We start from the raw sequence: 21,576 nt of genomic DNA on the forward strand, positions 1-21,576 counted from the left end.
TTATGAAAAACAATATTTGGTTAGATGGATTACGTTCAGTTGCCCGTGTTGGGGAAACGGCCGTAATTGCTGCTCGCGCAGGCATAAAATATGCGGTGGAAAAACCCAGTAATGCAAAACTTATGCGAGAAACCTTCGAGTCACTCGGTTCTACATACATAAAATTAGGGCAATTTATTGCCAGTACACCTTCCTTGTTTCCACGTGAATATGTCGAAGAATTTCAAGGTTGTTTAGACCAAACACCTAAACTCCCATTTAGTTATATTGAAAGTGTTTTAGCATCCGAGTTTGTCGGTCGTGATTTGGACGAAATATTTGCTTCAATTGATGAAACACCACTTGCATCAGCTTCAATTGCACAAGTACATGCTGCGAAATTGGTGAGCGGTGAAGACGTCGTGATTAAGGTTCAAAAACCAGGTGTAGAAACGATTCTCTACACAGATTTGAACGTTTTACATTGGGCAACCAAAATTTTAGAAAAAGCTGTACCGAAAGTAAAATTTGCATCTTTGGCCGATATTGTTGAAGAAATTAAAAACCGTATGGTGCGCGAAGTCGATTTTATCGAAGAAGCTAAAAATATCGATGATTTCTCAAACTATTTGCATGTGACGCAAAATAATCAAGCTGTTGCACCTAAAGTTTATCATCAGTATTCGACACGCCGTGTGTTAACGATGCAGCGTTTCTACGGTGTACCATTGACAGATTTTGAAGTGGTGAAGAAAGTTTCTAAAGATCCGTCACAAGTGCTTATCACTGCGATGAATACTTGGTTTGGTAGTCTGATGATGTGTGAGAGCTTCCATGCTGACTTACATGCAGGGAATCTGATGCTTCTTGAAGATGGTCGGGTCGGCTTTATTGATTTCGGTATTGTCGGTCAATTAAAACCTGAAGTCTGGACGGCATGTATTGCATTTATGGATGCGCTACAAAAAACGGATTATCCATTAATGGCTGAAAATATGCTGGGTATGGGAATGACGGATCAGCAGGTGGATACCAAAGTCCTCGCAGATGATTTAGAGCGTTTATTTGGTGGTGTGCTTATGGCAGATCCACAGCAAATTTTGTCGACCAATCCTGCTGATTTAAATGACATTATGATGGATATGGTGGGTGTGGGGGAGCGACACGGGATTCGTTTTCCACGTGACTTTGCTTTGCTGTTTAAACAAATGCTGTACTTTGATCGATTCATGCGTATTCTTGCACCCTATACGGATATTTATGCAGATCAACGCTTACAGATGGTTCAAAGTATTGAGCCTAGTGCGTTGTTTAAAAGCGAATAGATTTAAATATTATAATCTTTGTGCTTAATTGTTTTATTTAATCCTTAGATAGCCTGCTCATCCTTCCATTGCTAAAGACTAAGAATGGAAGGATGAAAACATTCAATTCATCTTCGAATAGAGTGATTCTGCTTGGAAACAAGAGAATAAATGGGGATTATTTTTTTATTTAGAGTGAATAGAGTGAAATTATGGATGCCATCATTGTTGAAGGCTTAAAAGTAGAGACAGTCGTAGGATGTTTTGACTGGGAACGTCAAATTATTCAACCTTTAATACTGGATTTAATCATTCGTACTGATTTAGAGCAGGCATCAAACTCAGATGCTTTGGTAGATACATTAAATTATGCTGAAATTTGTGAAGTGTCAGCGAAGGTAATTCAGGAGGCTCAGCCTGAATTGATTGAACATGCAGCAAAACTGGTTTTAAATGCGCTTTTTACTACCTTTACGGCTATAGAATCTATTATGATTACCATCCGTAAGCCTGCCATTATCGCGCAAGCAAATTCTGTAGGAATTCGTCTTGAACGCCACCGAAACGATTTTCGCCCTAGCATTGGCGAGTAATTGCAATCCTAAACAAAATTTTGAAACAGCATTTGAAAAAATTTCAAGTTTAGGTCAAGTGCAGTTTTCCAAAATATATGAAATTCCATGTCGTGATGGCATCGGCGCAGATTATTGGAATGCAGCATGTTTAGTGCATTCTTTTCAATCTGTTGAAGGCATCATTATGGTGTTGAAAAAAATGGAAGCAGAGTCTGGACGAATACGACCTTCACATCACATATCACTGGATGTCGATTTGATTGCTTGGGGTAAAACACTTTCTGAAATGCATTTTAATGAAAAGAAACTCCCTTTGGCATTAGATGTTAAAGTGCCTATGTTTGATTTATGGAAATGCGCAGAATTTAAAACGCATTTAGACTATCCTATTGTTTCAATCGAAATTTAGATTTGAAAAGTGTTATCGAAAAATATAAAGTTAAAAATGATATTTTCACAATTTTGAAATAGAAAATGTGTCGGTTTATATACCTATAGTGGGCGTTGTCATTGAGCAACGTCCTATTGTTTTGTTGCTTCAATATAGTCAGGGAAATATGTGTGGTAGAGATCGATATTAAAATTTTGAAAGTTTTTTTATATGTTTATAAACTGAAGAATGTTTCTTTTGCCGCAAGACAATTAGAAATGAGCCAACCTGCGGTGAGTAATTTATTAAATAAACTTCGAAAATATTATGCAGATCCTTTATTCATTCGCGTAGAGAATGAAATGCGCCCTACGGAATTATCGACGCAGTTATTTCCACTCATTTCTGATTTGTTGAATAATTATGATGCGATTTGTCAGCACAAAGAGCAATTTAATCATTTTGAATCTCAAAAAATTTATAATATTGCCATGACGGACGTCGCACATTTGGTGCTTCTGCCTCAAATTTCGAACTATTTGAAGGATCATGCACCCAAGGTACAGTTGAATGTACATGCGATTAAATCGAATAGCTTAGACCTGCTGAAAAATGGAACGCTTGATTTGATCGTAGGTTTTTATGACCAACTGGATGATTATTTTTATCAGCAAAAATTGTTTGAACAATATTTTGTAGTGATCGCAGCTAAAGATCATCCACGTCTTAAAAATCCAAAGATTACTTTAGATGAATATCTCGGTGAAAAGCATATTGATGTTGAAGTAGGAGCTGGGCATTTTTCATTTGAAAATCATATCGGTCAACTTTGGTATAAACGAAACAAAGTCATGACATTACCGAGTTATTTGGGTGTAGGCTTAGTAGTTCAACAATCAGATGCGATTGCAACAGTGCCGTTTTACTTGAGTGAAGTATTATTGGCGCGTGGGAACTTACAGATTTTAGAATTGCCGCAAGACTTTCCAACGTATTCGATCAAACAATTTTGGTATATCTCGAATCATAATGACAAAAGTCATCAATGGATTCGCCAAGTGTTTTATGAAAATTTGAAAAGCAAAGATATTCGTCTTTAGTGTTTCTCAATGTTATCGGTTTTAATAAATTAGGCCTAAAAGATCGAATATTCTTTGATAAGTACCTCATAAATTTTAATCAAAGAACATTGCTTCGGTCAGGTTGTTTTGATCTTGTTAAAATTTACGTCTTTTTATTCTATTTTTTTCAAAAATACGTATTATCCACACTTTAAACAAAACTATTAATAAAAAATGACTAAAATTATATTTATGACACTCATTTCCTCAGTCGTCTTTCTCAATGCTTGCGCTACTTTGTCACCACAAGAGTGTCATACAGCTAACTGGAAACAGATTGGGGAAAAAGATGGACAGTCGGGTTTATCTTCCAGAATTGCAAATCATTATAAAGCGTGCTCCAAAGTGAATGTTGTGCCGAATCAAAACTTATATGAAGAGGGATATAAACTAGGACAAAAACAATATTGTCAGCCTAGAAATATATACAAATTGGCTTTAAATGGCAGTGGTTCTTATCGTGTTTGCCCAGTTGAGCAACATTCAGAACTTCGTCCATTCTATGACGTTCCTCATCAATTTTATCAGGCCGAAGTCAATAAAAACAACATAGATCGTGAACTTAATCGACATCAAGATTATTTATTGGACAAAGACTTATCTAAAGAAAAACGCGATCAATATATTAAAAAGATTCAGCAGTTTAAAATAGATAAAAAGAGAATTGAAAATGAATATGACGATGCAGAATGGAAGTTGATGCAATTTAAACGTCGCCATTATTTATAAATTATTTTTTATTTTATGTGTTGTAAAAAAGTGGCTTAATCGCCACTTTTTTATATGTCTAAGTTTATGAATGTTTTTTAAGAGGATTAAAGATAATAGCTGGTTGTGGTCATTAATTTAGACATAGCAGTCATGGTGATTTTAACGGATACAGGTAAATCTACACCGCCTGCATTTAATGCTGTATCTCTGTGCTGCAATTCATCTTCATTCATTTGCAGCAGTATGTTCCGAGAGCGCTGATCTTGCTCAGGTAACTGACTGAGATGTTGTTGTAAATGCATACTCACTTGGCGTTCAGTCTCTGCAACAAAGCCTAAACTGTATTTATCACCCGCAATACCTGCAATCGCACCCATACCAAACGACAAACCGTACCAAACTGGGTTAAGTAGACTGGTGTGGCTATCCAACTCTTTTAAACGGTCTTCACACCATGCTAAATGGTCTTGCTCTTCCATCGCAGCATGTTCCATTTCACGACGTACATTGGGTAGTTTGGCAGTCAACGCTTGACCATGATAAAGCGCTTGAGCACAAACCTCGCCAGTATGATTGACACGCATCAGTCCAGCAACATGACGTGCTTCACTTACACCCAATTGAGTTTCAGCGTTTTGAGCAGGATTTTCACGTTGTGCAGAGGTCGTCCCTGGCACCAAACTACGCAAAGCTTGGTCAAAAGAGTGAATGATTTTGTCTAAGCCGGTATATTGACGCATGAGCTTAATCCTCTAAAGCAATTCGGTTATTTTTAAGCATTGGTTTCAGTCTTAGCAAGAGCCAAGTGGTGAATAGAGCACTCAAAATCGCAGTGATGCTAAACAGTATTTTAATATCAATTTCTAAAATACTTAAGATGATAATTGAGAATATGGCAGAAGACACCATGAATACCGCATTCAAAATGTTATTTGCGGCAACCACTCGAGCACGATGTGAGCGAGGTGAGTACGCTTGCATCATGGCATACATTGGAACGATATAAAAACCGCCACTAATGCCCAGTAAGGTTACAGCAACCATGACGTGATAGTAACTCATACCCGAACTGAACATCTGCGCGATGCCGATAAAATCACCACTACGTTCAGGAACAAAGGCTAAGCTTCCCGCTAAATAAAAAGCGAAAACGGTTAAGCCTATCGCACCAATGGGGACCATTTTAATATTTACTTCAGCACCACCAATTTTACGACACAGCAGAGAACCAGCACCAATACCCACGGAGAACAATGTAAGTAATAAACTCACCACATTTTCATTACCATGCAGATTTTGTTGGGTCAGCTGGGGTATTTGAGTCAGATAGGTTGCACCATAGAACCAGTACCAAGAGTTTCCAAGCAAAATTGTGAAAATCAACGGTAAGCTTTTTGCATATTTTAGCGTTTGGACACTGGTTCTAAAAAAATTCCAATCGACTTCCACGTCATTTTTTGGAACTTTTTGAATCAGTATAAAACGACTACAGGTATAACCAATGAGGGCAATACCGAGCACAGTTAAGCTGATCCACAGCAAGTTGCCTTCAGAACTTGAAATGACAACACCACCCAAAATCATACCGATAAGGATTGCCATGGATGTGCCCGATTGAAATAGGGCATTACCAGACATGAGCTCATTGGGTTTTAATATTTCAGGTAAAATGGCGTATTTGATTGGACCGAAAAAAGTGCTGTGTGTGCCCATTAAAAATAAAGCGAATAAAAGTAACCACAAACTTCCCAACAAAAAGCCTGCAGTCCCGATCAACATAATGATAATTTCAAGTAATTTGATATTACGAACGAGAAAAGAACGTTCGTATTTGTCGGCAATCTGTCCCGCCGTAGCAGAAAAAATGAAGTAAGGTAAAATAAATAACAGTGCTGCTAAATTATTTAATGTACTAATAGAGGCTGTTTGTTGTTGAATCCAGCCATAAGTAATCACTAAAAGTAGAGATTGCTTAAAAACATTGTCGTTGAGTGCCCCAAAAAACTGGGTTAGGAACATCGGCAAAAAACGACGTGTACCTAATAAGTGCTCATTTTTTTCCATTGTAGGCATGCTTCATTAAAATTTATTAAGAAATGTGATCAACTGGCAACAATATCTGAAATTCATGTATCATACTTTTAACCCAAAAAAGATCTGAAAATACCAGAAGCTTGAACATTAAGATCCTTTGAAAAAGCTCGGTGTTTTCAACTTAAATAAAAAGTGTTTAGAGCGCAGTATGTCAGAAAAAAATCAGTTTAAAAAATCAGTGCTCGCACATTGTATGCATAGTATATTTAACACAAATGATATCAATAAATTGTTGTATGCGAGTGTCTTTTTAAGTGTATTTAATTCGCCTTTACTTTATGCGGCTGAGAAGGTTGATACAAGTTCAGCTGTGATTAAGCCATCAAACACAGAAAATGATATAAAGCAAAATAAACAAGCACTTGAGGCGGCAGCAAAACAGCAAGGCTTAGCACCCTCTAAAATTGAACAATTGGATGAAAAGCTCAACACTTTAAACGATGAGAAAGAGTTTAATAGTTTAGAAATGCTTCAAAATCAAGAAAGCGCAATTGATGAAAAAGCATTTATACCGATCGAATTTGAAGATTTAGAAGATCTTCCAGTTCAAAACGTCAATAACTCAATGGCGAATGAAATTTTACAAGTCGCAGAAGAGGCTAAAGTTGAAGCGCAAAATTTTCGTTCTGGGGTGAGTAAAGCACCAGCAATAGAAGTGCTTCAAACCACTGGCAGCGATCTGAAAGAAATTACTCAAGCACCGATTAATATTGATGCATTGATGAAGAGTATCGAAGAAGACAGCAAAATTGTGGTACAAGAAAACGAAGCTGGCCGTTCTCTCGCAAGTCAGAATATTGAACAACAAGAAGAAGTTAAAAAGCAGAATGTATTCAAACGTATTTTTTATAAAATACGTCCACCACGAACCAATCAAGTTGATAAAATTCCTCGAATCACGGCTCAAGTTGAGGGTGCGCCTAAAATTTTAGCCGATAACATTAAAGCTAAACTGTCCGCTTTTACGTCAGAGTCATTTTCTGATTATAACGCGGCATTGCCCCAGCTAAGAACATTAGCTCAGCAAGCTGCGCAGGCTGTCGGTTATTATGATGCTGAATTTAAGTTTGAAAAAGCATCAGCGAATCAAGTGCGTGTATTAGTTACGCCGAATAAGCCAGTCTTGGTTCGTGAACAAAATATTGAATTTTCTGGTGCAGGAAAAAATTTAGCACAATTCCAAGTGATTGGTGTCTTACCTGAATTGGAAGAAGGTGATGTGCTCAATCATGCAAAATATGAAGTCACCAAAAATCGTATTGCTGAGGCTGCCAGCAATAACGGATTCTTTGATTCATATTGGCGTATGCATGATGTGATGCTGGCTCGGCCACAAAATCTCGCGGATATTAACTTAAGCTATGAAACAGGTGAGCGCTATAAGTTAGGTGAAGTTGAATTTAGAATGAGTGATCCTAGCAAGCCATTACCTTTGCGCGAGGATATTCTAAGAATATTAGCACCTTGGAAAGCAGGTGCAGATTATACTGCGTGGCGTGTGAATCTATTGGCAAACAACCTGACTAACTCGCGGTATTTTAATTATACCTTGGTGGATGCGGTTAAACCTGATCCGATTATTAAACCTTTAGAATTAGCGCCAGACTTACAGCGTTTGGTGGATGAACAAAATATTCCAGAAAGTCAGTTTAGACCAGATCTGGCAAAAGAACCTGAGCTCAGTGCTGAAGTTGAATCACAGTCTGTTGCAGACGAAAATCAATTTGCAGGGGTGAAAGAGGGTAATGTTGATGCAAACTTAACTGAATCTGAGCGTAAAGCGAAAGAACGAGAAAAAGAAAATGATCGTTTGCAGACTCAAGCACGTGAAGAAAAAGTTATTCCTGTGATCGTGACCTTGAATGCGGATCGATTAAATACGATTGAAGCAGGTTTAGGTTATGGTACAGACACTGGTGTGCGCTTGCGTAGCCAATATCGCCGAGCAATTGTAAATGAGCACGGTCATTCTTTTGATGCCAATTTAGAGCTCTCACAAATTCGTCAGTCAATTGATGGCCGCTATAATGTGCCCTATAAACACCCATTAAATGACTATGTCAGTTTCGTCGGCGGTTATGAACGTGAAGATCGTGATAGTTTAGGGAATGGTTTAGATTTGGTGGTTGAATCTGCCGTTGCGGGTGTAGACCGAGTCATCAAAGGTGGGCGACGAGATTGGCAACATATCTTTGGCTTGCGCTATCGATTAGATCGAATGACAATCAAGGGTGAATTAGATCTAGATCTTAACGAAGATTTTAATATTGATGATATTCCAGACTCCTTTTTGGCTACTGGAAATACAGAACAGCAATCACTGTTGCTGGGTTATGATGCAACGAAAATCATCAGTGATCAACGAATAAATCCTACAAAAGGTTTTAAACAGAATTATAAAATTCAATTGGGTAGTAAGAGTTTATTGTCAGATGTGGATATGGCGATTACCAATGCAAATTGGAAAGCCATGTATTCTTTAGGTGAAAATAGTGATCATCAGTTTATTGGTGGTGCGAGTTTAGGTTATATCTTTACTGATAATTTTGAAAAAGTGCCCTACAATCTTAGATTCTTTGCTGGTGGTGATCAGAGCTTAAGAGGTTTTGATTATAAGAGTTTATCACCTACAGATTTTGGTTTTAAAATCGGCGGACAAGCCTTAGCTGTGGGTACAGTAGAATATAATTATCAATTTAAAGAGGGCTGGCGTGCGGCAGTCTTCTCTGATTTTGGTAATGCATATGATGAAAAATTTAGTAATCCTACTGAATATAGTCTAGGTTTAGGAATACGATGGAACTCCCCAATCGGTCCAATTCGATTAGATGTTGCGTCAGGAATTTCGGATCCTGGTAAACCCATCCGATTACATTTCTTTATAGGTTCACAACTTTAACTTAAACACTTGAATCGTCATTATTCTTAAAAATAAATAATTTTGGAAATTTTATGGCTGAAGTAGAACAGCAAGATCAACCAAAACCTGAGCCGCAGCAACCAAAACGACGCAGTATAGTGCGTAGCGTTTTGCTGCTCATTGTTTTTCTTTTGGTTTTTTTAATTGCTGCTTTAGCGGTCATGTTTTCAACAGATAAAGGAAGTAAGTTTTTATTGGATCGAGCGCTGTCTGCTCAACAAATGATTCATTACGAGTATGAGGGTGGAAATTTACTTAACGGCATTATTCTAAAAAATATTTTAGTCACGTTGACTGCGGTCGATGTAAAGATTGACCGTGCCAATGTGATTCTCGGTTGGCGTGCAGTTCTAAACAAGGAAATTCATTTAAATTACGCAGATATTCAAAATCTTCGCGTGATTAATAAATCTCCTCCGAGTGATGAGCCGTTTAAGTTCAACGAAATAAAACTACCTTTCGTTCTTAGAGTTGACGAAGCGACAATCGATAAACTGCAAATTCAGACAGCCACATCTGCTGTAGATTTTAATGATATCGTTTTAAATGATGCACTTTGGTCAGGTACAGAACTGAAATTTGAAAAAACCTCATTAGATATGGGCTATTTGTCGGTCCATAATGCTCAAGGTAAAATGCAATTTAATGGTAAATATCCATTAGATGCCACAGCGATTGTCAGATTACCTTCTCTCAAAAGTATTAATGTTGAAGATATTTATTTGCATGCGCGGGGATCTCTAGACACGATTCAAGCAGGTATTGCGACTCGAACACCAGATTTGCTCACGGGTTGGGCTGTGGTTCATCCTATGCGAGATGATGTGCCGATGAATGGCGCATTAATCTTCAAAGATTATAAATGGCCTTTATTGGTTGAACAAAAATTACATTCTGATAAAGGTCTGGCTAAATTTAGCGGAGATATTAAGCGTTTAAATTTTGATATCAATACAGATATTAGCGGTGAAAGTATTCCGAAAGGTCAATATACCGCATTAGCAAATACAGATTTAGTGAATCAGCTCAATATCAGTAACTTAAATGGTCAAATCATGCAAGGCGCAATTAATCTTGCAGGTTTAGTCAGCTGGCAGGATCATGTGCACTGGGATCTCAAAGGTCGTTTAGATAAAATAAGTCCGAAAGACGAAGTGATTCCGCAAGTTGTACGTGATTTTCTTCCGCCTAGTCTGGATGCCAATATTGCCTCAACTGGTTCCTTAAAAGATGGAATGCAGGTTGCTGCGGATCTTGATTTTGATCGTTATGAAACGTGGAAATTACAGCTTTCTCAAGCAGAACAAAGCCAAGCTGAACAGAAAAATAAAAAGCCAAATCCAATGTTAATGGATGTTTCATGGCGCAATATCGATCGCGCCGTTCCATATGTCGGTTGGTTAAGTAGTGATTCAGGTCAAGTTAAAATGGCTTTGGTTGAGGGACAGCAAAACATCGAAGTCTCAACTGCTGTTCGCGCCAATGAAAAAACAACATTACCTGCAGGTCAATATGTTGCTCAGTTAGATTTAAAAGGCAATGATTTACATGTTCCTTCGTTCCGTTATTCTGCTGAAAAAGGATCTTTATCAGGAAGTGCCGTTGTAGAGTTACCAGATGAAAAGCGTCAATTGAAATGGCAAGCATTACTCAATGCTCAAGATTTTAATCCACAAACGATTTCGACTGCTGCGCCGATTAATCTATTAAATGGTGCAATAAAAGCGAATGGTTTTGCTCGACCAAATCAACAAATTATTCAGCTCGATTCAGTAAATCTGATCGGACGTCTTGCGAACCAAACTCAATCCGAAACTGTCAAACTGACAGGGAAGAGTACAGCTGCATTATTATTTAATGATGAAAAAGCAGGTGGAGGCTTTAAAGGATTTGCTGTTAATTATGATGGTCATTTAAATGCAAGCCAAATTTCACAAAGTGAAGGTCAATTAAAAATCCGTGTCGCAGGTACGCCACAACGTATTCAAATTTCAGAATTTAGCCACAATGGCACAGCAGGTAAAATTACAGCTAATGGATTGGTAAACCTGAATAATGGATTTGGCTGGGACTTGGATGCATCATTGATCCGCTTTAAACCGCAATACTTTATATCGAGTGTGCGCGGTGAAATTTCAGGAAATGTGAAGACCCAAGGTGTATGGTCTGATCAACTAAAAAAAATAAATGTTGAGCGTTTAAATCTTGCTGGCAAAATTAACAATAAGACACTTCGTGCAAAAGGGAATTTAGCTGTACTGCTTAATTCAAATCAAAAAGGATTTTTGCCTCAGCAGTTTGAAGCCAATAATCTATTTGTGACCTATGCACAAAATCAGTTACAGGCTTCAGGGAATGCACAAAATTTACGCGTAAAAATTAATGCACCTGCTTTATATGAGGTTTATCCAGGTTTACGTGGTAAAGCTCAAGGTTATGTGAATCTACAATCTCAACCTAGACTGTCTGCGACGGCCAATTTAGTCATCGATAATTTTGGCTTTAACGATGTGGTGAGTATTAAAAAACTTAGCTTGAAAGGTGAGTTGCCGACTTCTGAAACAGTTGCTTCCACGATGTCAGCAAGAATGGAAAATTTACGCAGTGGTACGCGTGAAGTTCAACATGGTGAGTTGGCGATATCAGGTACACGTAAAGCACATATTCTCAAGCTACAAGCATGGAATTATTATTCAAAATTTTATGTGCAACTTGCTGGTGGTTTTAACCAACAAAATGATTGGTTAGGGCAAATCCAAAAAGGTGTTTTTGATTCGGTACGTGTGTATTTGGAACAAAAGCAAAATGCTCCTGTCATCTACAATGCCGCTAAAACTGAAGTTTATGTCGGTCAACATTGTTGGGCGAGTCAACAAAGTCAGTTGTGTTTGGATGAACCTTCTCGGGTGAGTAAAACCAAAGGCAATGTTTCTTTTTTAAGTAAAAACTTAGATTTAGGGGATTTCGCTGCATTCATGCCAGAAGGGCTTGCCATTACAGGTAAATTGAATGGCTATGCAAAAGCTTCATGGGCACAAGGGACAAATCCTAAGATTGATGCACGTTTAGTGACGCAAAACGGAGTCATCGGTTTATCAGCTGTTGATCCTGATGATATTAGTTCAACCATGAACTATGACGAAGCGAGTGTAATTGCCAAGAGTGTCCCTGAAGGTTTATTACTGCGTGCAGATCTGAAAGCGCCCAATATCGGTACGGGTTATGCCAACGTGATTATTAACCCATTTGTCGCGTCAAAACCTATGCGTGGAGAAATTGCGTTTAATCAAGTGCAATTGAAAATTTTAAAGCCTTTTATCTCTGATGTGCGTAAGTTAGAAGGAAATTTATCTTTGGCAGGAAAGATCGGGGGGACCTTAACTCAACCTCTATTCAATGGTGATTTACGCCTTAAAAATGGTGTAATCAGTATGATTTCACTGCCTGTCAATTTAACCAATATTGAGTTGTATTCTTCGATTCGTCAAAATGAAGCCAGTATTAATGGCGCCTTTAACAGTGGACGTGGTGTAGGTAAATTAACAGGTAATATTGATTGGAAAACTAATCCGCGTATTCAGTTAAAGTTAAGCGGTAAAAACTTATTGATTCGTCAAGCACCATTAATCACTGCAATTGTCGATACAGATATTGAATTAGATGCCCAACCTTTGACAAAGAAGATTACGGTTAAGGGTAAAGTTGATGTGCCACGTGCTTTGATTTCAATGCCAGAATCGAGTGCCACGGTGGTTCCAATTTCACCAGATGTTCGTGTGGTGCGTGAAGGCGACGATCAATTATCGATTTTAAAAGCGGCTAAACCTTGGGATATTCGTGCAGATGTTGAATTAAATCTCGGTCAGCAAGTGATTTTCCAAGGTTTTAATAGTCGTATACCGTTGGTCGGTCGCATCTATCTCACCCAACGTGGTTTAGAGACAGCGATGAGAGCGAATGGCGCTATCGGTGTGAGCCAAAAAGTAGTTATTGAAGCCTACGGTCAACGATTAGATCTAAACCGAGCAATTGCACGTTTTAATGGTCCATTGTCGAATCCAACTTTGGATGTAGATGCCAATAAAAAAATCTCAGGCAGTACAGTCGGTTTACGTGTCACAGGCACTGCGAGTGGGCCGAGCATTCAAGTTTATAATGATGCTGGTTTATCTGAGCAAGAGGCCATGAATGCATTAATTACAGGTCGAATTAATGAGGGATCAAGTGCACTCAGTACTTCTGAGGGCTTTAAATCTGATGTCAATAATACTATTGCTGCTGCGGGAATTAGTTTAGGTTTGGGTGGAACACGTGCATTCACCAATCAAATCGGTCAAACATTTGGTCTTAGCGGTTTGGCACTTGATGCGCAGGGTACTGGGGATGATACGCAAGTGAGCGTAACAGGATATTTAACACCTGATCTCTATATTCGTTATGGTGTTGGGGTCTTTACGCCAGTGAATAAGTTAACGTTGCGTTATCAAATGAATCAACGATTATATTTAGAGGCAAGTCAGTCACTCGAACGAGCAATTGACGTATTCTATAACTGGCGCTTCTAGTTGAAAGTCATATTTGAAAAGTATGTTGATACAGTTGGTATGAACATACTTTATATTCTCTTCTCTGTTTATTCTCTTGTCTGCTGAGGAGAAAACGCAGCAGATGAGGTCATCATTAAAAATGTATTGCTTAAATTTTTGCAAAAATCCCACAGCAAAATGAACGAAATTTGTTAAGATTTATTTTTTATAAAGAAATATTAAGATGATTAAAAGAATATTATGCGTTAGTTTTCTCCTCGGTGGTTTAACTGCTTGTGCGACACCACAAAATAATGATGCTGACATGCCTAGACTGGGTATGGCAAATCCAGCAAGTGTATTCTGTGTGAAACAGGGTGGTAAACTTGTAACTAAAAATGAAGCGAATGGACAAGTGGCTTATTGTCATTTAGCCAATGGTCAAGTCATTGAAGAGTGGAAACTATTCCGAGCAAGTCAAGCAGAATGTGTTCCTGAAGAAGCGAAAAGATTAATCGGTCAATCCAACTTAACTGGAGCGCAGATTCTAGAAAAAACCAAAGCGAAACAGTTAAGAAGCGTACAACCGAATCAACCTGTGACCATGGACTATCGAAGTGATCGAGTGACGGTTGTCACCGATCCAAAAAGCAAAAAAATTGTTCAAGCCAGTTGTGGTTAAAGATGCTGTGGTTAAAGATTTAGTTAGAACATTTCCTTAAGATGATTTTAAATCTAATCTTCTAAAATATAATCTTCTAGATGAATTTTAAGATGATCTTCTAAACAACTATCGCTATTGATTCTACAAAATCGATATAAAAAGCCCAGAAGGGCTTTTTATATATTTACGGCTTGGACTTTCTTATTTGTCCTAAGATTGATTATCATAGGCAGATGAGGAGAGTTTTATGAAAAAGTTAGTCATCTTAGCGACTATATTGGGTGCGACTGCTGTATTGAGTGCTTGCTCTGAGAAGAAACCACTCACACCTGAAGAACAGTGGCACGGCTACTGTACCAGTATTGGTAATGCAGCGCGTTCAATTTTATTAGATCGTCAAAATGGGATTACCTTGCAGCAAGCTGAAGATCACGCTGCAAAATTGACAGACCCGACGACCAAATTTTTTGTTGAAGCGCAAATTGAAAAAGTTTATGCATATCCTGAGCAGGATTTGGAAAAAAACAAAGACAGCTTATTGGCTCAATTTAAACAGGAAGGAATGGATGCGTGTTTAGCGACACCTTTCGATGAGCGTAAGCTACCTGATTATAAACAGTTCTAATTTATTCTATATTTTAAAAGGAGCATCGATGATGCTCTTTTTTTACACAAAAAAAATGATCGGCTATCGAGATTTTGAGCAACAAAAAACAATTAGCACTTTATGAGAAAAGCATATATAAATATAAGATATAGAATAAAAAAGTAGAGGCGCAAAATGATGGAAGTTGTCGCATATATGAACAATGCTGATTTGCTCATAGAAGATGAAAATAAAATTGCCGTCATTAATGGCAGTCACTATGTATTAAGTTTAGGTGATCGTGTCTATATTCAAGAAGTGTTGAATGAACATGCTCAAATATATCTCGTAAAAATTAGCTTTGCGTGTGCAGAACATCGTATGATGCATGAAGATGAAATCTTAATCCGTTTCGAAGGAACACGGGAAAGTTTGCAAGATTATTTAGAGAAAACAACAGTCCACTAAGGTGTAATACCTTTATATTTCACAATCAGGCAACATCAGGTTGCCTTTTTCTTGTTTGAGCATCCGTTAAAAAAGTGAATGACAGGATGAAATTCACTTGGTTTTGGCATGATTTGTATGTTGTCTAATCAATTGTTGGATCATTTAGTTAGAAAATAATGGTCATCACAAAGAAACACTCATCATGCATTAACTTTTAACTGGAATTTTAGTAAAATTTAGCTGTCCATATTATTTGCTTAGCTTTACAAGCAGGAATTAGCAAATAATTTTTTAAAAAAGAGGAATAAACCGTGCTAGAAGCTTACCGCCAACACGTTGAAGAACGTGCCGCACTCGGAGTCCCACCGAAGCCACTTGATGATGTTCAAACAGCCGCATTAGTTGACTTATTAAAAAATCCACCAGCTGGCGAAGAAGCATTTCTTGTTGATTTGCTCGAAAACCGTGTTCCAGCGGGCGTTGACCAAGCTGCATATGTAAAAGCTGCTTTCTTGGCGGCGTTGGCTCAAGGCGAAGCTACTTCTCCATTAATCACTAAAGAGCGTGCGGTTTACTTACTAGGTACGATGCTTGGTGGTTATAACGTAGCACCTTTAGTTGCTCTTCTTGATGATGCTGAACTTGCTGAGCTAGCTGCTGAAGCTTTGAAAAAAACACTACTTGTATTTGATGCATTCCATGATGTTGCTGATAAAGCAAAAGCTGGAAACGCAAATGCACAAGCAGTTATGCAGTCTTGGGCAGATGCTGAATGGTTCACTAGCCGTGAAGACGTTCCAACTGAAATCAAGCTTACAGTTTTCAAAGTAACTGGCGAAACAAACACAGACGACTTGTCACCTGCACAAGACGCTTGGAGCCGTCCAGATATTCCATTGCATGCAAATGCAATGTTGAAAAACGAACGTGATGGTATTAACCCAGAAGTTCCTGGTGAAGTTGGTCCACTTAACCAAATTAAAGAACTTATTGCTAAAGGCAATCAAGTTGCTTACGTTGGTGATGTTGTTGGTACGGGTTCATCTCGTAAATCAGCAACCAACTCGGTTCTTTGGTTCTTCGGTGATGAAGTTGCACACATTCCGAACAAAAAAGACGGTGGTTACTGCTTAGGTTCGAAAATCGCACCGATTTTCTTTAACACAATGGAAGATGCTGGCGCATTGCCAATCGAAATTGATGTTTCAAATATGAACATGGGCGATGAAATCGTTCTGAATATTGATCATGCTGCTGCGAAAGTAACTGCATCTAAAGACGGTCAGCAAATTGCTGAAGCTGATCTTAAAACGCCTGTACTTCTTGATGAAGTTCGTGCCGGTGGTCGTATTAACTTAATCGTGGGCCGTGGCTTGACCACTAAAGCACGTGAAGCTTTAGGTCTACCTGTATCTACATTGTTCCGTGTTCCTGTTCAGCCTGCTGCAACAGGTAAAGGCTTTACCCAAGCACAGAAAATGGTTGGTCGCGCATGTGGTCTTCCTGAAGGTCAAGGCGTACTTCCAGGTACTTACTGTGAACCACGTATGACAACAGTTGGTTCGCAAGATACAACTGGTCCGATGACACGTGACGAATTGAAAGACTTGGCTTGCCTAGGTTTCTCTGCAGACCTAGTGATGCAATCTTTCTGTCATACAGCTGCTTATCCAAAGCCAGTTGACGTTCAAATGCAACATACGCTTCCTGATTTCATCATGAACCGTGGTGGTGTGTCATTACGCCCAGGTGACGGTATTATTCACTCTTGGTTAAACCGTATGTTAATGCCGGATACTGTTGGTACAGGCGGTGACTCACATACACGTTTCCCAATTGGTATTTCTTTCCCTGCGGGTTCTGGTCTTGTAGCGTTCGCTGCAGCAACTGGCGTTATGCCACTTGATATGCCTGAATCAATCCTTGTTAAGTTCAAAGGTAAAATGCAACCTGGTATCACTCTACGTGACCTTGTACATGCGATTCCTTACTACGCGATTCAAGCGGGTGACTTAACGGTTGAGAAGAAAGGTAAGAAAAACATTTTCTCTGGTCGTATCCTTGAGATCGATCTACGTGAAATGGAAACTGACCTGACTGTTGAGCAAGCATTCGAACTTTCTGATGCTTCTGCTGAACGTTCTGCTGCGGGCTGTTCAATTACACTTTCTGAAGAGAAAGTCGCTGAATACCTGAAATCAAACATTACAATGTTGAAATGGATGATTTCTGAAGGTTATGGCGATGCACGTACTATGGCGCGTCGTGTAGAAAACATGGAAAAATGGTTAGCGAATCCATCATTGCTTCAAGCTGATGCTGATGCTGAATATACGAAAGTATATGAAATTGATCTAGCTGACATTAAAGAACCTGTTCTTTGCTGCCCGAACGATCCAGATGATGCGAAACTTCTTTCTGATGTTCAAGGCGTGAAAATTGACGAAGTATTCGTTGGTTCATGTATGACAAATATCGGTCACTTCCGCGCAACAGGTAAGTTGTTAGAGAAAGTGCCTGGTGGTTCATTGACAACGCGTTTGTGGATTGCTCCACCAACACGTATGGATGAGCGTCAATTGATGGAAGAAGGTTTCTACAACATCTATGGTAAAGCTGGCGCGCGTACTGAAATGCCGGGTTGTTCATTGTGTATGGGTAACCAAGCACGCGTAGCACCGAACACAACTTGTGTTTCGACTTCTACACGTAACTTCCCGAACCGTCTAGGTCAAGGTGCTAACGTTTACTTAGCGTCTGCTGAACTTGCATCTGTTGCTGCTGTATTGGGTAAATTACCTTCTCCAGAAGAATATCAACAGTATGCAGCTCAAATTGACAGCATGTCAGCTGAGATCTATCAATACCTAAGTTTCGACAAAATGAGCGACTATACTGACGCTGCTAAAAATGTTGATACGAAGAAAATTGCTGCTGCTCAATTGTCTTAATTTATTGATAATTAAGCAATAAGCGGTATAAGATAAGGGCTGAGTAATCAGCCCTTATTTTTTATTAAGAATTTATACATGCAAAAATTAATCTCGGTATTAAAAGAATTATCATTAAAGAATAACGTGAAAAATTATAAATGGGAAATTCCTAAAAACTGTCCACTCAACATCCCAAACGACATCGTTTCAAATTTTGATCGAAATGTATACTTGAAAGAACACATACATACATTACTCAATCAAGTTGATTGTCTTTCTATTTATTATTGGATTATTCAAGAGTGGGGCGGTATTTCATCCTTTAAGCGTAAAGATGTGAATGACGCTAAAATTTTAAAATTCTTAGATGAGTTAAAAAATAGTTCTCTCACTAAAGCATCGTTTGATCGTATTTCATCTTTTTCAAAAATTGCGGCTTTTATGCAGTCTCATGAATATGTTATTTATGATTCTAGAGTAATTTATTCGCTTAATTGGTTGTTATTTAATTATGCACCTGAGCTTGAGTTATTTAGTCAGTCACAAAGTCGAAATAGTGAGTTGATTAAATATGATATGCAAACGATATTTCGTTTGACCGGGAAGAATCCTTTATATCGTAATCATAAGACAGCTTTTAATGAATATTGTGATTTGATAAAAAGGCTTTCTATAGAAGTCTATGGGCGGGGAAGTAAACCTTATTTATTAGAAATGTTATTATTCGATATTGCACCAAAATTTATTGTGAAAGATGTTGAAACAAGAGTTAGTCTAAAAATTTCTTTATAATTAATTGTTTGATTGATTAATGTTCACTATAGTATATAAAATAAGTGTGGAGAAATCCGCCTTGTTTTTTAAAAGAAAAAGATAAGCTAACTGTGAAATTATAATTTTGGTGTTGAATGAAAGATTTATTTGAAGCTATTAATACACGTGTTAAAGAGCCATATTGGGGATTCTTTGTATTATCTTTTTTAGCATTTAACTGGAAAGGTTTATTTTTATTGTGTTTTGCATCAGGGACTGCACAAGATCGAATTGTTTTCTTTGAATCTCATACTAATTTATTGAGTTTAATTATTTGTCCAATCAGTACAGCATTATTTATTGTTGTAATAACACCTTGGTTAAAAGTTTTATTTGGTTGGTTATCTAAATCAGCTTATGAAAGAATTAATTCTCAAGGTTTAAAGCGCGAGAGTAGATATTTGTCAGAAAAAATTGAGCTTGAGAGAAAGAGAGCAATTGAATTAGCAAATCAAGAAAAAGAAATTATTGATCAAGCTAAAAGAGATGAGGTGATTGAAAAAATTGAAAATGTTGATGTAAAGAAAATGACTAAAGACAAAATAGAGATTTTAAGAAAAGAGAAAAACGATTTAGCTAACAGCTTAATAAATAAAAATTTATTAAAGAATGTAATTGATTTAAATGACTTTGAAAAGGATTTATTAAGATACTTATCTTTAAGTGTGGATAATTTTATAGATCACAGTTTAGATTATCAATTTGGTCCATTTATTCATTTTAATGATAAAAAAATATTTAAACAAAAAGATAATAGAAAATATTTAAAATACGACGATGCAATCAAATCACTAATTAAAAGAAATTTTATTTATGATTTAGGTAAAGAAGGAAAAATTTTCGAATTAACTGATTTTGGCCGTGATTTTATAAGTAAAAATGAAATATTTTAATAACGATATATATATTTTTAATTCCTACCTTGTAAAATAATTTAAAAATTGATGTATTAAATAACTAATCAGTTCTGCTTCCATCTTTGCAGATGGCTTACTAAAGGTATGTTAGGTGAAAACTAAATTATTTATTTTTAATCAAAAGCTTAAGCAGAATCCGAAGATAATATTTGTAAAAATTGAAAATTTAACTTTATGTATTCAGTTTCTAATATCATACTATTTAAAAAATATAATTGAAATTTTAAGATTTAAATTCACTAGAGAACGTTGAAAAATGAAAAATATAATATCTATGATTATCATTAGTCTATGTGTTGCATCGTGTTCAAGCCTTGATGTGAACGATCCCAATCAACAGATTCGTTATAGCGAAATTGAACAAAAAATGTATTCCAACAAACCACTAGAATCAGCAAATATGTCTGAATTCGACAGAGCTCGTTACTACAGTGAGAATAGCTCAAATGCGATTCATTGGAATAATTCGAAAGAATTTAAGCGTCAATTAGAGTTAGAAAAGAAAAGGTAAAACATCATTTGGCATATTATACGAAAGGTTAAAATGCAAATTAGTTAGGACATTGCTTTACACATCACTCAAGAAATCGTTTAATCACCGCAATATTAAATGATGTAGTAAGTTGACCTGAAAATGGCTAAACAGACCAAGTATTTATGTATCGGTGGATTTCTCAACGGTATGTCAATTAAAGAGCAAGGCGATCTTTTCGAATGCGTTGAAATGTCAAAGAAAGTGACGTATCGAAAACTTAAAATTGAACATCCCGATGTTTGGGAAGATGATTACTATGTTTTTGAGACAACGACAGATAAACAAGCGATTAATTGGGTATATAACATTAAGTAAGCAACTTACCAAAATTTAAATTAGCAACAATTTAGTTGGTAGCAAATAAGCAAATAAGCAAGTAAGCAATTAACAAGGTCGTTACTTAGGTAGCGATACATTTCACTTTTTAGAATGAGCACTCAATTCATTAAAGTGTTTTGAGAGTTCTAAAATTTAAGTCTTTGATATTTCATTTTCATCAACCAAGAAATCATTGAGCTACAACCAATTGATGATTAAAAATTCATTATTCTTATGCAAAAGCTTAGGAATGGACAATATTCATTGTGAGCTTATAGTCTAAAAATGAATGAGTAATATTCAAATATTCAGATGATCCATCAAATATTAAAATGAGAGAAAAACACTAAAATTTTCAGTTTTTATTTATTTTCTTTTGTTTGATACATTTTACATAAACTTTGAAAACGTCAAACAAACTTTTATTTGCTATAGTTTCCTCGAAAAACGATAACTGTGTCACGAATTAAAAGGTGGAAGAATGTTAAAAATTGCTTTAACTGCGCTTATGTTAACTATATTTAGCGGTTGTGCGATGACTTCAATGTCATATGAAGAAGAACGAGAAATATCTAGAAAACAAATGATGCGTCATAACATGTCTAATATGAGCCACTTTGATATACAAAAATATTATGCAGATCATAACTTAGGTCCTGTTCCAGTTAAGCCAGTCAATAAACCAAGAAGAGATTAGTTTTATTGTTATCAATGATGATGTGTTCTGGGCATAAATTAGTCGTTAGAAAGATCATTATTA

General features: G+C 37.0%; 18 protein-coding genes. 16 read left to right on the forward strand and 2 right to left on the reverse strand.

Annotated features, from left to right (window positions below):
- Positions 1-2: 2 nt before the first annotated feature.
- The 5 genes from V5M36_RS06400 to V5M36_RS06420 all read left to right on the forward strand — a co-directional run bounded on the left by V5M36_RS06400 (position 3) and on the right by V5M36_RS06420 (position 4,078).
- The gene (locus V5M36_RS06400) at positions 3-1,304 is read left to right on the forward strand and encodes an ABC1 kinase family protein (RefSeq protein WP_338563223.1); all 1,302 of its coding nucleotides are present in this window, start codon (positions 3-5) and stop codon (positions 1,302-1,304) included.
- Positions 1,305-1,495: 191 nt separating this feature from the next.
- Positions 1,496-1,876, forward strand: a complete 381-nt coding sequence (gene folB / locus V5M36_RS06405) for a dihydroneopterin aldolase (RefSeq protein ID WP_338563225.1) — start codon at positions 1,496-1,498, stop codon at positions 1,874-1,876.
- On the forward strand, positions 1,833-2,267 hold the full coding sequence (locus tag V5M36_RS06410; protein ID WP_338563229.1) for a 2-amino-4-hydroxy-6-hydroxymethyldihydropteridine diphosphokinase: 435 nt from the start codon (positions 1,833-1,835) through the stop codon (positions 2,265-2,267). The genes folB and V5M36_RS06410 overlap by 44 nt, the downstream gene beginning before the upstream one ends.
- 152 nt (positions 2,268-2,419) lie before the next feature.
- Complete coding sequence (locus V5M36_RS06415; protein WP_338563232.1) at positions 2,420-3,328, forward strand: LysR substrate-binding domain-containing protein; 909 nt, start codon at positions 2,420-2,422, stop codon at positions 3,326-3,328.
- Between the two features lie 213 nt (positions 3,329-3,541).
- The gene (locus tag V5M36_RS06420; RefSeq protein ID WP_338563234.1) at positions 3,542-4,078 is read left to right on the forward strand and encodes a DUF2799 domain-containing protein; all 537 of its coding nucleotides are present in this window, start codon (positions 3,542-3,544) and stop codon (positions 4,076-4,078) included.
- A gap of 86 nt (positions 4,079-4,164) precedes the next feature.
- Here the strand turns inward: V5M36_RS06420 and coq7 are convergent, their stop codons facing one another.
- Positions 4,165-4,800, reverse strand: coding sequence for a 2-polyprenyl-3-methyl-6-methoxy-1,4-benzoquinone monooxygenase (gene coq7, locus V5M36_RS06425; RefSeq protein ID WP_338563236.1), 636 nt, complete (start codon positions 4,798-4,800; stop codon positions 4,165-4,167).
- Positions 4,801-4,804: 4 nt separating this feature from the next.
- Positions 4,805-6,124: an MFS transporter gene (locus V5M36_RS06430; RefSeq protein WP_338563239.1), complete on the reverse strand. Its 1,320-nt coding sequence runs from the start codon at positions 6,122-6,124 to the stop codon at positions 4,805-4,807.
- A gap of 178 nt (positions 6,125-6,302) precedes the next feature.
- Between V5M36_RS06430 and V5M36_RS06435 the strand changes: the two genes are divergently transcribed.
- The 11 genes from V5M36_RS06435 (at position 6,303) to V5M36_RS06485 (ending at position 21,513) form a co-directional block, all read left to right on the forward strand.
- Positions 6,303-9,053, forward strand: a complete 2,751-nt coding sequence (locus tag V5M36_RS06435) for an autotransporter assembly complex protein TamA (RefSeq protein ID WP_338563242.1) — start codon at positions 6,303-6,305, stop codon at positions 9,051-9,053.
- A 53-nt stretch (positions 9,054-9,106) separates the two neighbouring features.
- Positions 9,107-13,639: a translocation/assembly module TamB domain-containing protein gene (locus V5M36_RS06440; protein ID WP_338563244.1), complete on the forward strand. Its 4,533-nt coding sequence runs from the start codon at positions 9,107-9,109 to the stop codon at positions 13,637-13,639.
- Between the two features lie 205 nt (positions 13,640-13,844).
- The gene (locus tag V5M36_RS06445) at positions 13,845-14,282 is read left to right on the forward strand and encodes a putative hemolysin (protein WP_445206314.1); all 438 of its coding nucleotides are present in this window, start codon (positions 13,845-13,847) and stop codon (positions 14,280-14,282) included.
- Positions 14,283-14,511: 229 nt separating this feature from the next.
- Positions 14,512-14,889 carry a hypothetical protein gene (locus tag V5M36_RS06450; protein WP_338563247.1) on the forward strand — a complete coding sequence of 126 codons (378 nt, stop codon included), beginning with the start codon at positions 14,512-14,514 and terminating at the stop codon, positions 14,887-14,889.
- A gap of 159 nt (positions 14,890-15,048) precedes the next feature.
- Entirely contained in the window at positions 15,049-15,318 is a 270-nt protein-coding gene (locus V5M36_RS06455; protein WP_338564081.1) for a hypothetical protein, read from the forward strand.
- 293 nt (positions 15,319-15,611) lie between these two features.
- A complete protein-coding gene (locus tag V5M36_RS06460) occupies positions 15,612-18,251 on the forward strand; it encodes a bifunctional aconitate hydratase 2/2-methylisocitrate dehydratase (RefSeq protein WP_338563250.1) in 2,640 nt (879 codons plus the stop codon).
- 78 nt (positions 18,252-18,329) lie between these two features.
- Positions 18,330-19,025: a hypothetical protein gene (locus V5M36_RS06465; protein WP_338563253.1), complete on the forward strand. Its 696-nt coding sequence runs from the start codon at positions 18,330-18,332 to the stop codon at positions 19,023-19,025.
- Positions 19,026-19,141: 116 nt separating this feature from the next.
- Entirely contained in the window at positions 19,142-19,939 is a 798-nt protein-coding gene (locus V5M36_RS06470; protein ID WP_338563255.1) for a hypothetical protein, read from the forward strand.
- 298 nt (positions 19,940-20,237) lie between these two features.
- Positions 20,238-20,474 carry a hypothetical protein gene (locus V5M36_RS06475; RefSeq protein WP_338563257.1) on the forward strand — a complete coding sequence of 79 codons (237 nt, stop codon included), beginning with the start codon at positions 20,238-20,240 and terminating at the stop codon, positions 20,472-20,474.
- Positions 20,475-20,597: 123 nt separating this feature from the next.
- A complete protein-coding gene (locus V5M36_RS06480) occupies positions 20,598-20,813 on the forward strand; it encodes a hypothetical protein (RefSeq protein WP_338563258.1) in 216 nt (71 codons plus the stop codon).
- A gap of 484 nt (positions 20,814-21,297) precedes the next feature.
- On the forward strand, positions 21,298-21,513 hold the full coding sequence (locus V5M36_RS06485; RefSeq protein ID WP_338563261.1) for a hypothetical protein: 216 nt from the start codon (positions 21,298-21,300) through the stop codon (positions 21,511-21,513).
- Positions 21,514-21,576 lie beyond the last annotated feature (63 nt).

This window comes from Acinetobacter sp. KS-LM10, assembly GCF_036896575.1.
GTDB classification, from domain to species: domain Bacteria; phylum Pseudomonadota; class Gammaproteobacteria; order Pseudomonadales; family Moraxellaceae; genus Acinetobacter; species Acinetobacter avistercoris.

Excerpts from the sequence above, each read along its gene's own strand:
- V5M36_RS06400 (WP_338563223.1), top strand. The coding sequence starts at position 3 with ATGAAAAACAATATTTGGTTAGATGGATTACGTTCAGTTGCCCGTGTT.
- folB (WP_338563225.1), top strand. The coding sequence starts at position 1,496 with ATGGATGCCATCATTGTTGAAGGCTTAAAAGTAGAGACAGTCGTAGGA.
- V5M36_RS06420 (WP_338563234.1), top strand. The coding sequence starts at position 3,542 with ATGACACTCATTTCCTCAGTCGTCTTTCTCAATGCTTGCGCTACTTTG.
- coq7 (WP_338563236.1), bottom strand. The coding sequence starts at position 4,800 with ATGCGTCAATATACCGGCTTAGACAAAATCATTCACTCTTTTGACCAA.
- V5M36_RS06430 (WP_338563239.1), bottom strand. The coding sequence starts at position 6,124 with ATGGAAAAAAATGAGCACTTATTAGGTACACGTCGTTTTTTGCCGATG.
- V5M36_RS06435 (WP_338563242.1), top strand. The coding sequence starts at position 6,303 with ATGTCAGAAAAAAATCAGTTTAAAAAATCAGTGCTCGCACATTGTATG.
- V5M36_RS06440 (WP_338563244.1), top strand. The coding sequence starts at position 9,107 with ATGGCTGAAGTAGAACAGCAAGATCAACCAAAACCTGAGCCGCAGCAA.
- V5M36_RS06445 (WP_445206314.1), top strand. The coding sequence starts at position 13,845 with ATGATTAAAAGAATATTATGCGTTAGTTTTCTCCTCGGTGGTTTAACT.
- V5M36_RS06450 (WP_338563247.1), top strand. The coding sequence starts at position 14,512 with ATGAAAAAGTTAGTCATCTTAGCGACTATATTGGGTGCGACTGCTGTA.
- V5M36_RS06455 (WP_338564081.1), top strand. The coding sequence starts at position 15,049 with ATGGAAGTTGTCGCATATATGAACAATGCTGATTTGCTCATAGAAGAT.
- V5M36_RS06465 (WP_338563253.1), top strand. The coding sequence starts at position 18,330 with ATGCAAAAATTAATCTCGGTATTAAAAGAATTATCATTAAAGAATAAC.
- V5M36_RS06470 (WP_338563255.1), top strand. The coding sequence starts at position 19,142 with ATGAAAGATTTATTTGAAGCTATTAATACACGTGTTAAAGAGCCATAT.
- V5M36_RS06475 (WP_338563257.1), top strand. The coding sequence starts at position 20,238 with ATGATTATCATTAGTCTATGTGTTGCATCGTGTTCAAGCCTTGATGTG.
- V5M36_RS06480 (WP_338563258.1), top strand. The coding sequence starts at position 20,598 with ATGGCTAAACAGACCAAGTATTTATGTATCGGTGGATTTCTCAACGGT.
- V5M36_RS06485 (WP_338563261.1), top strand. The coding sequence starts at position 21,298 with ATGTTAAAAATTGCTTTAACTGCGCTTATGTTAACTATATTTAGCGGT.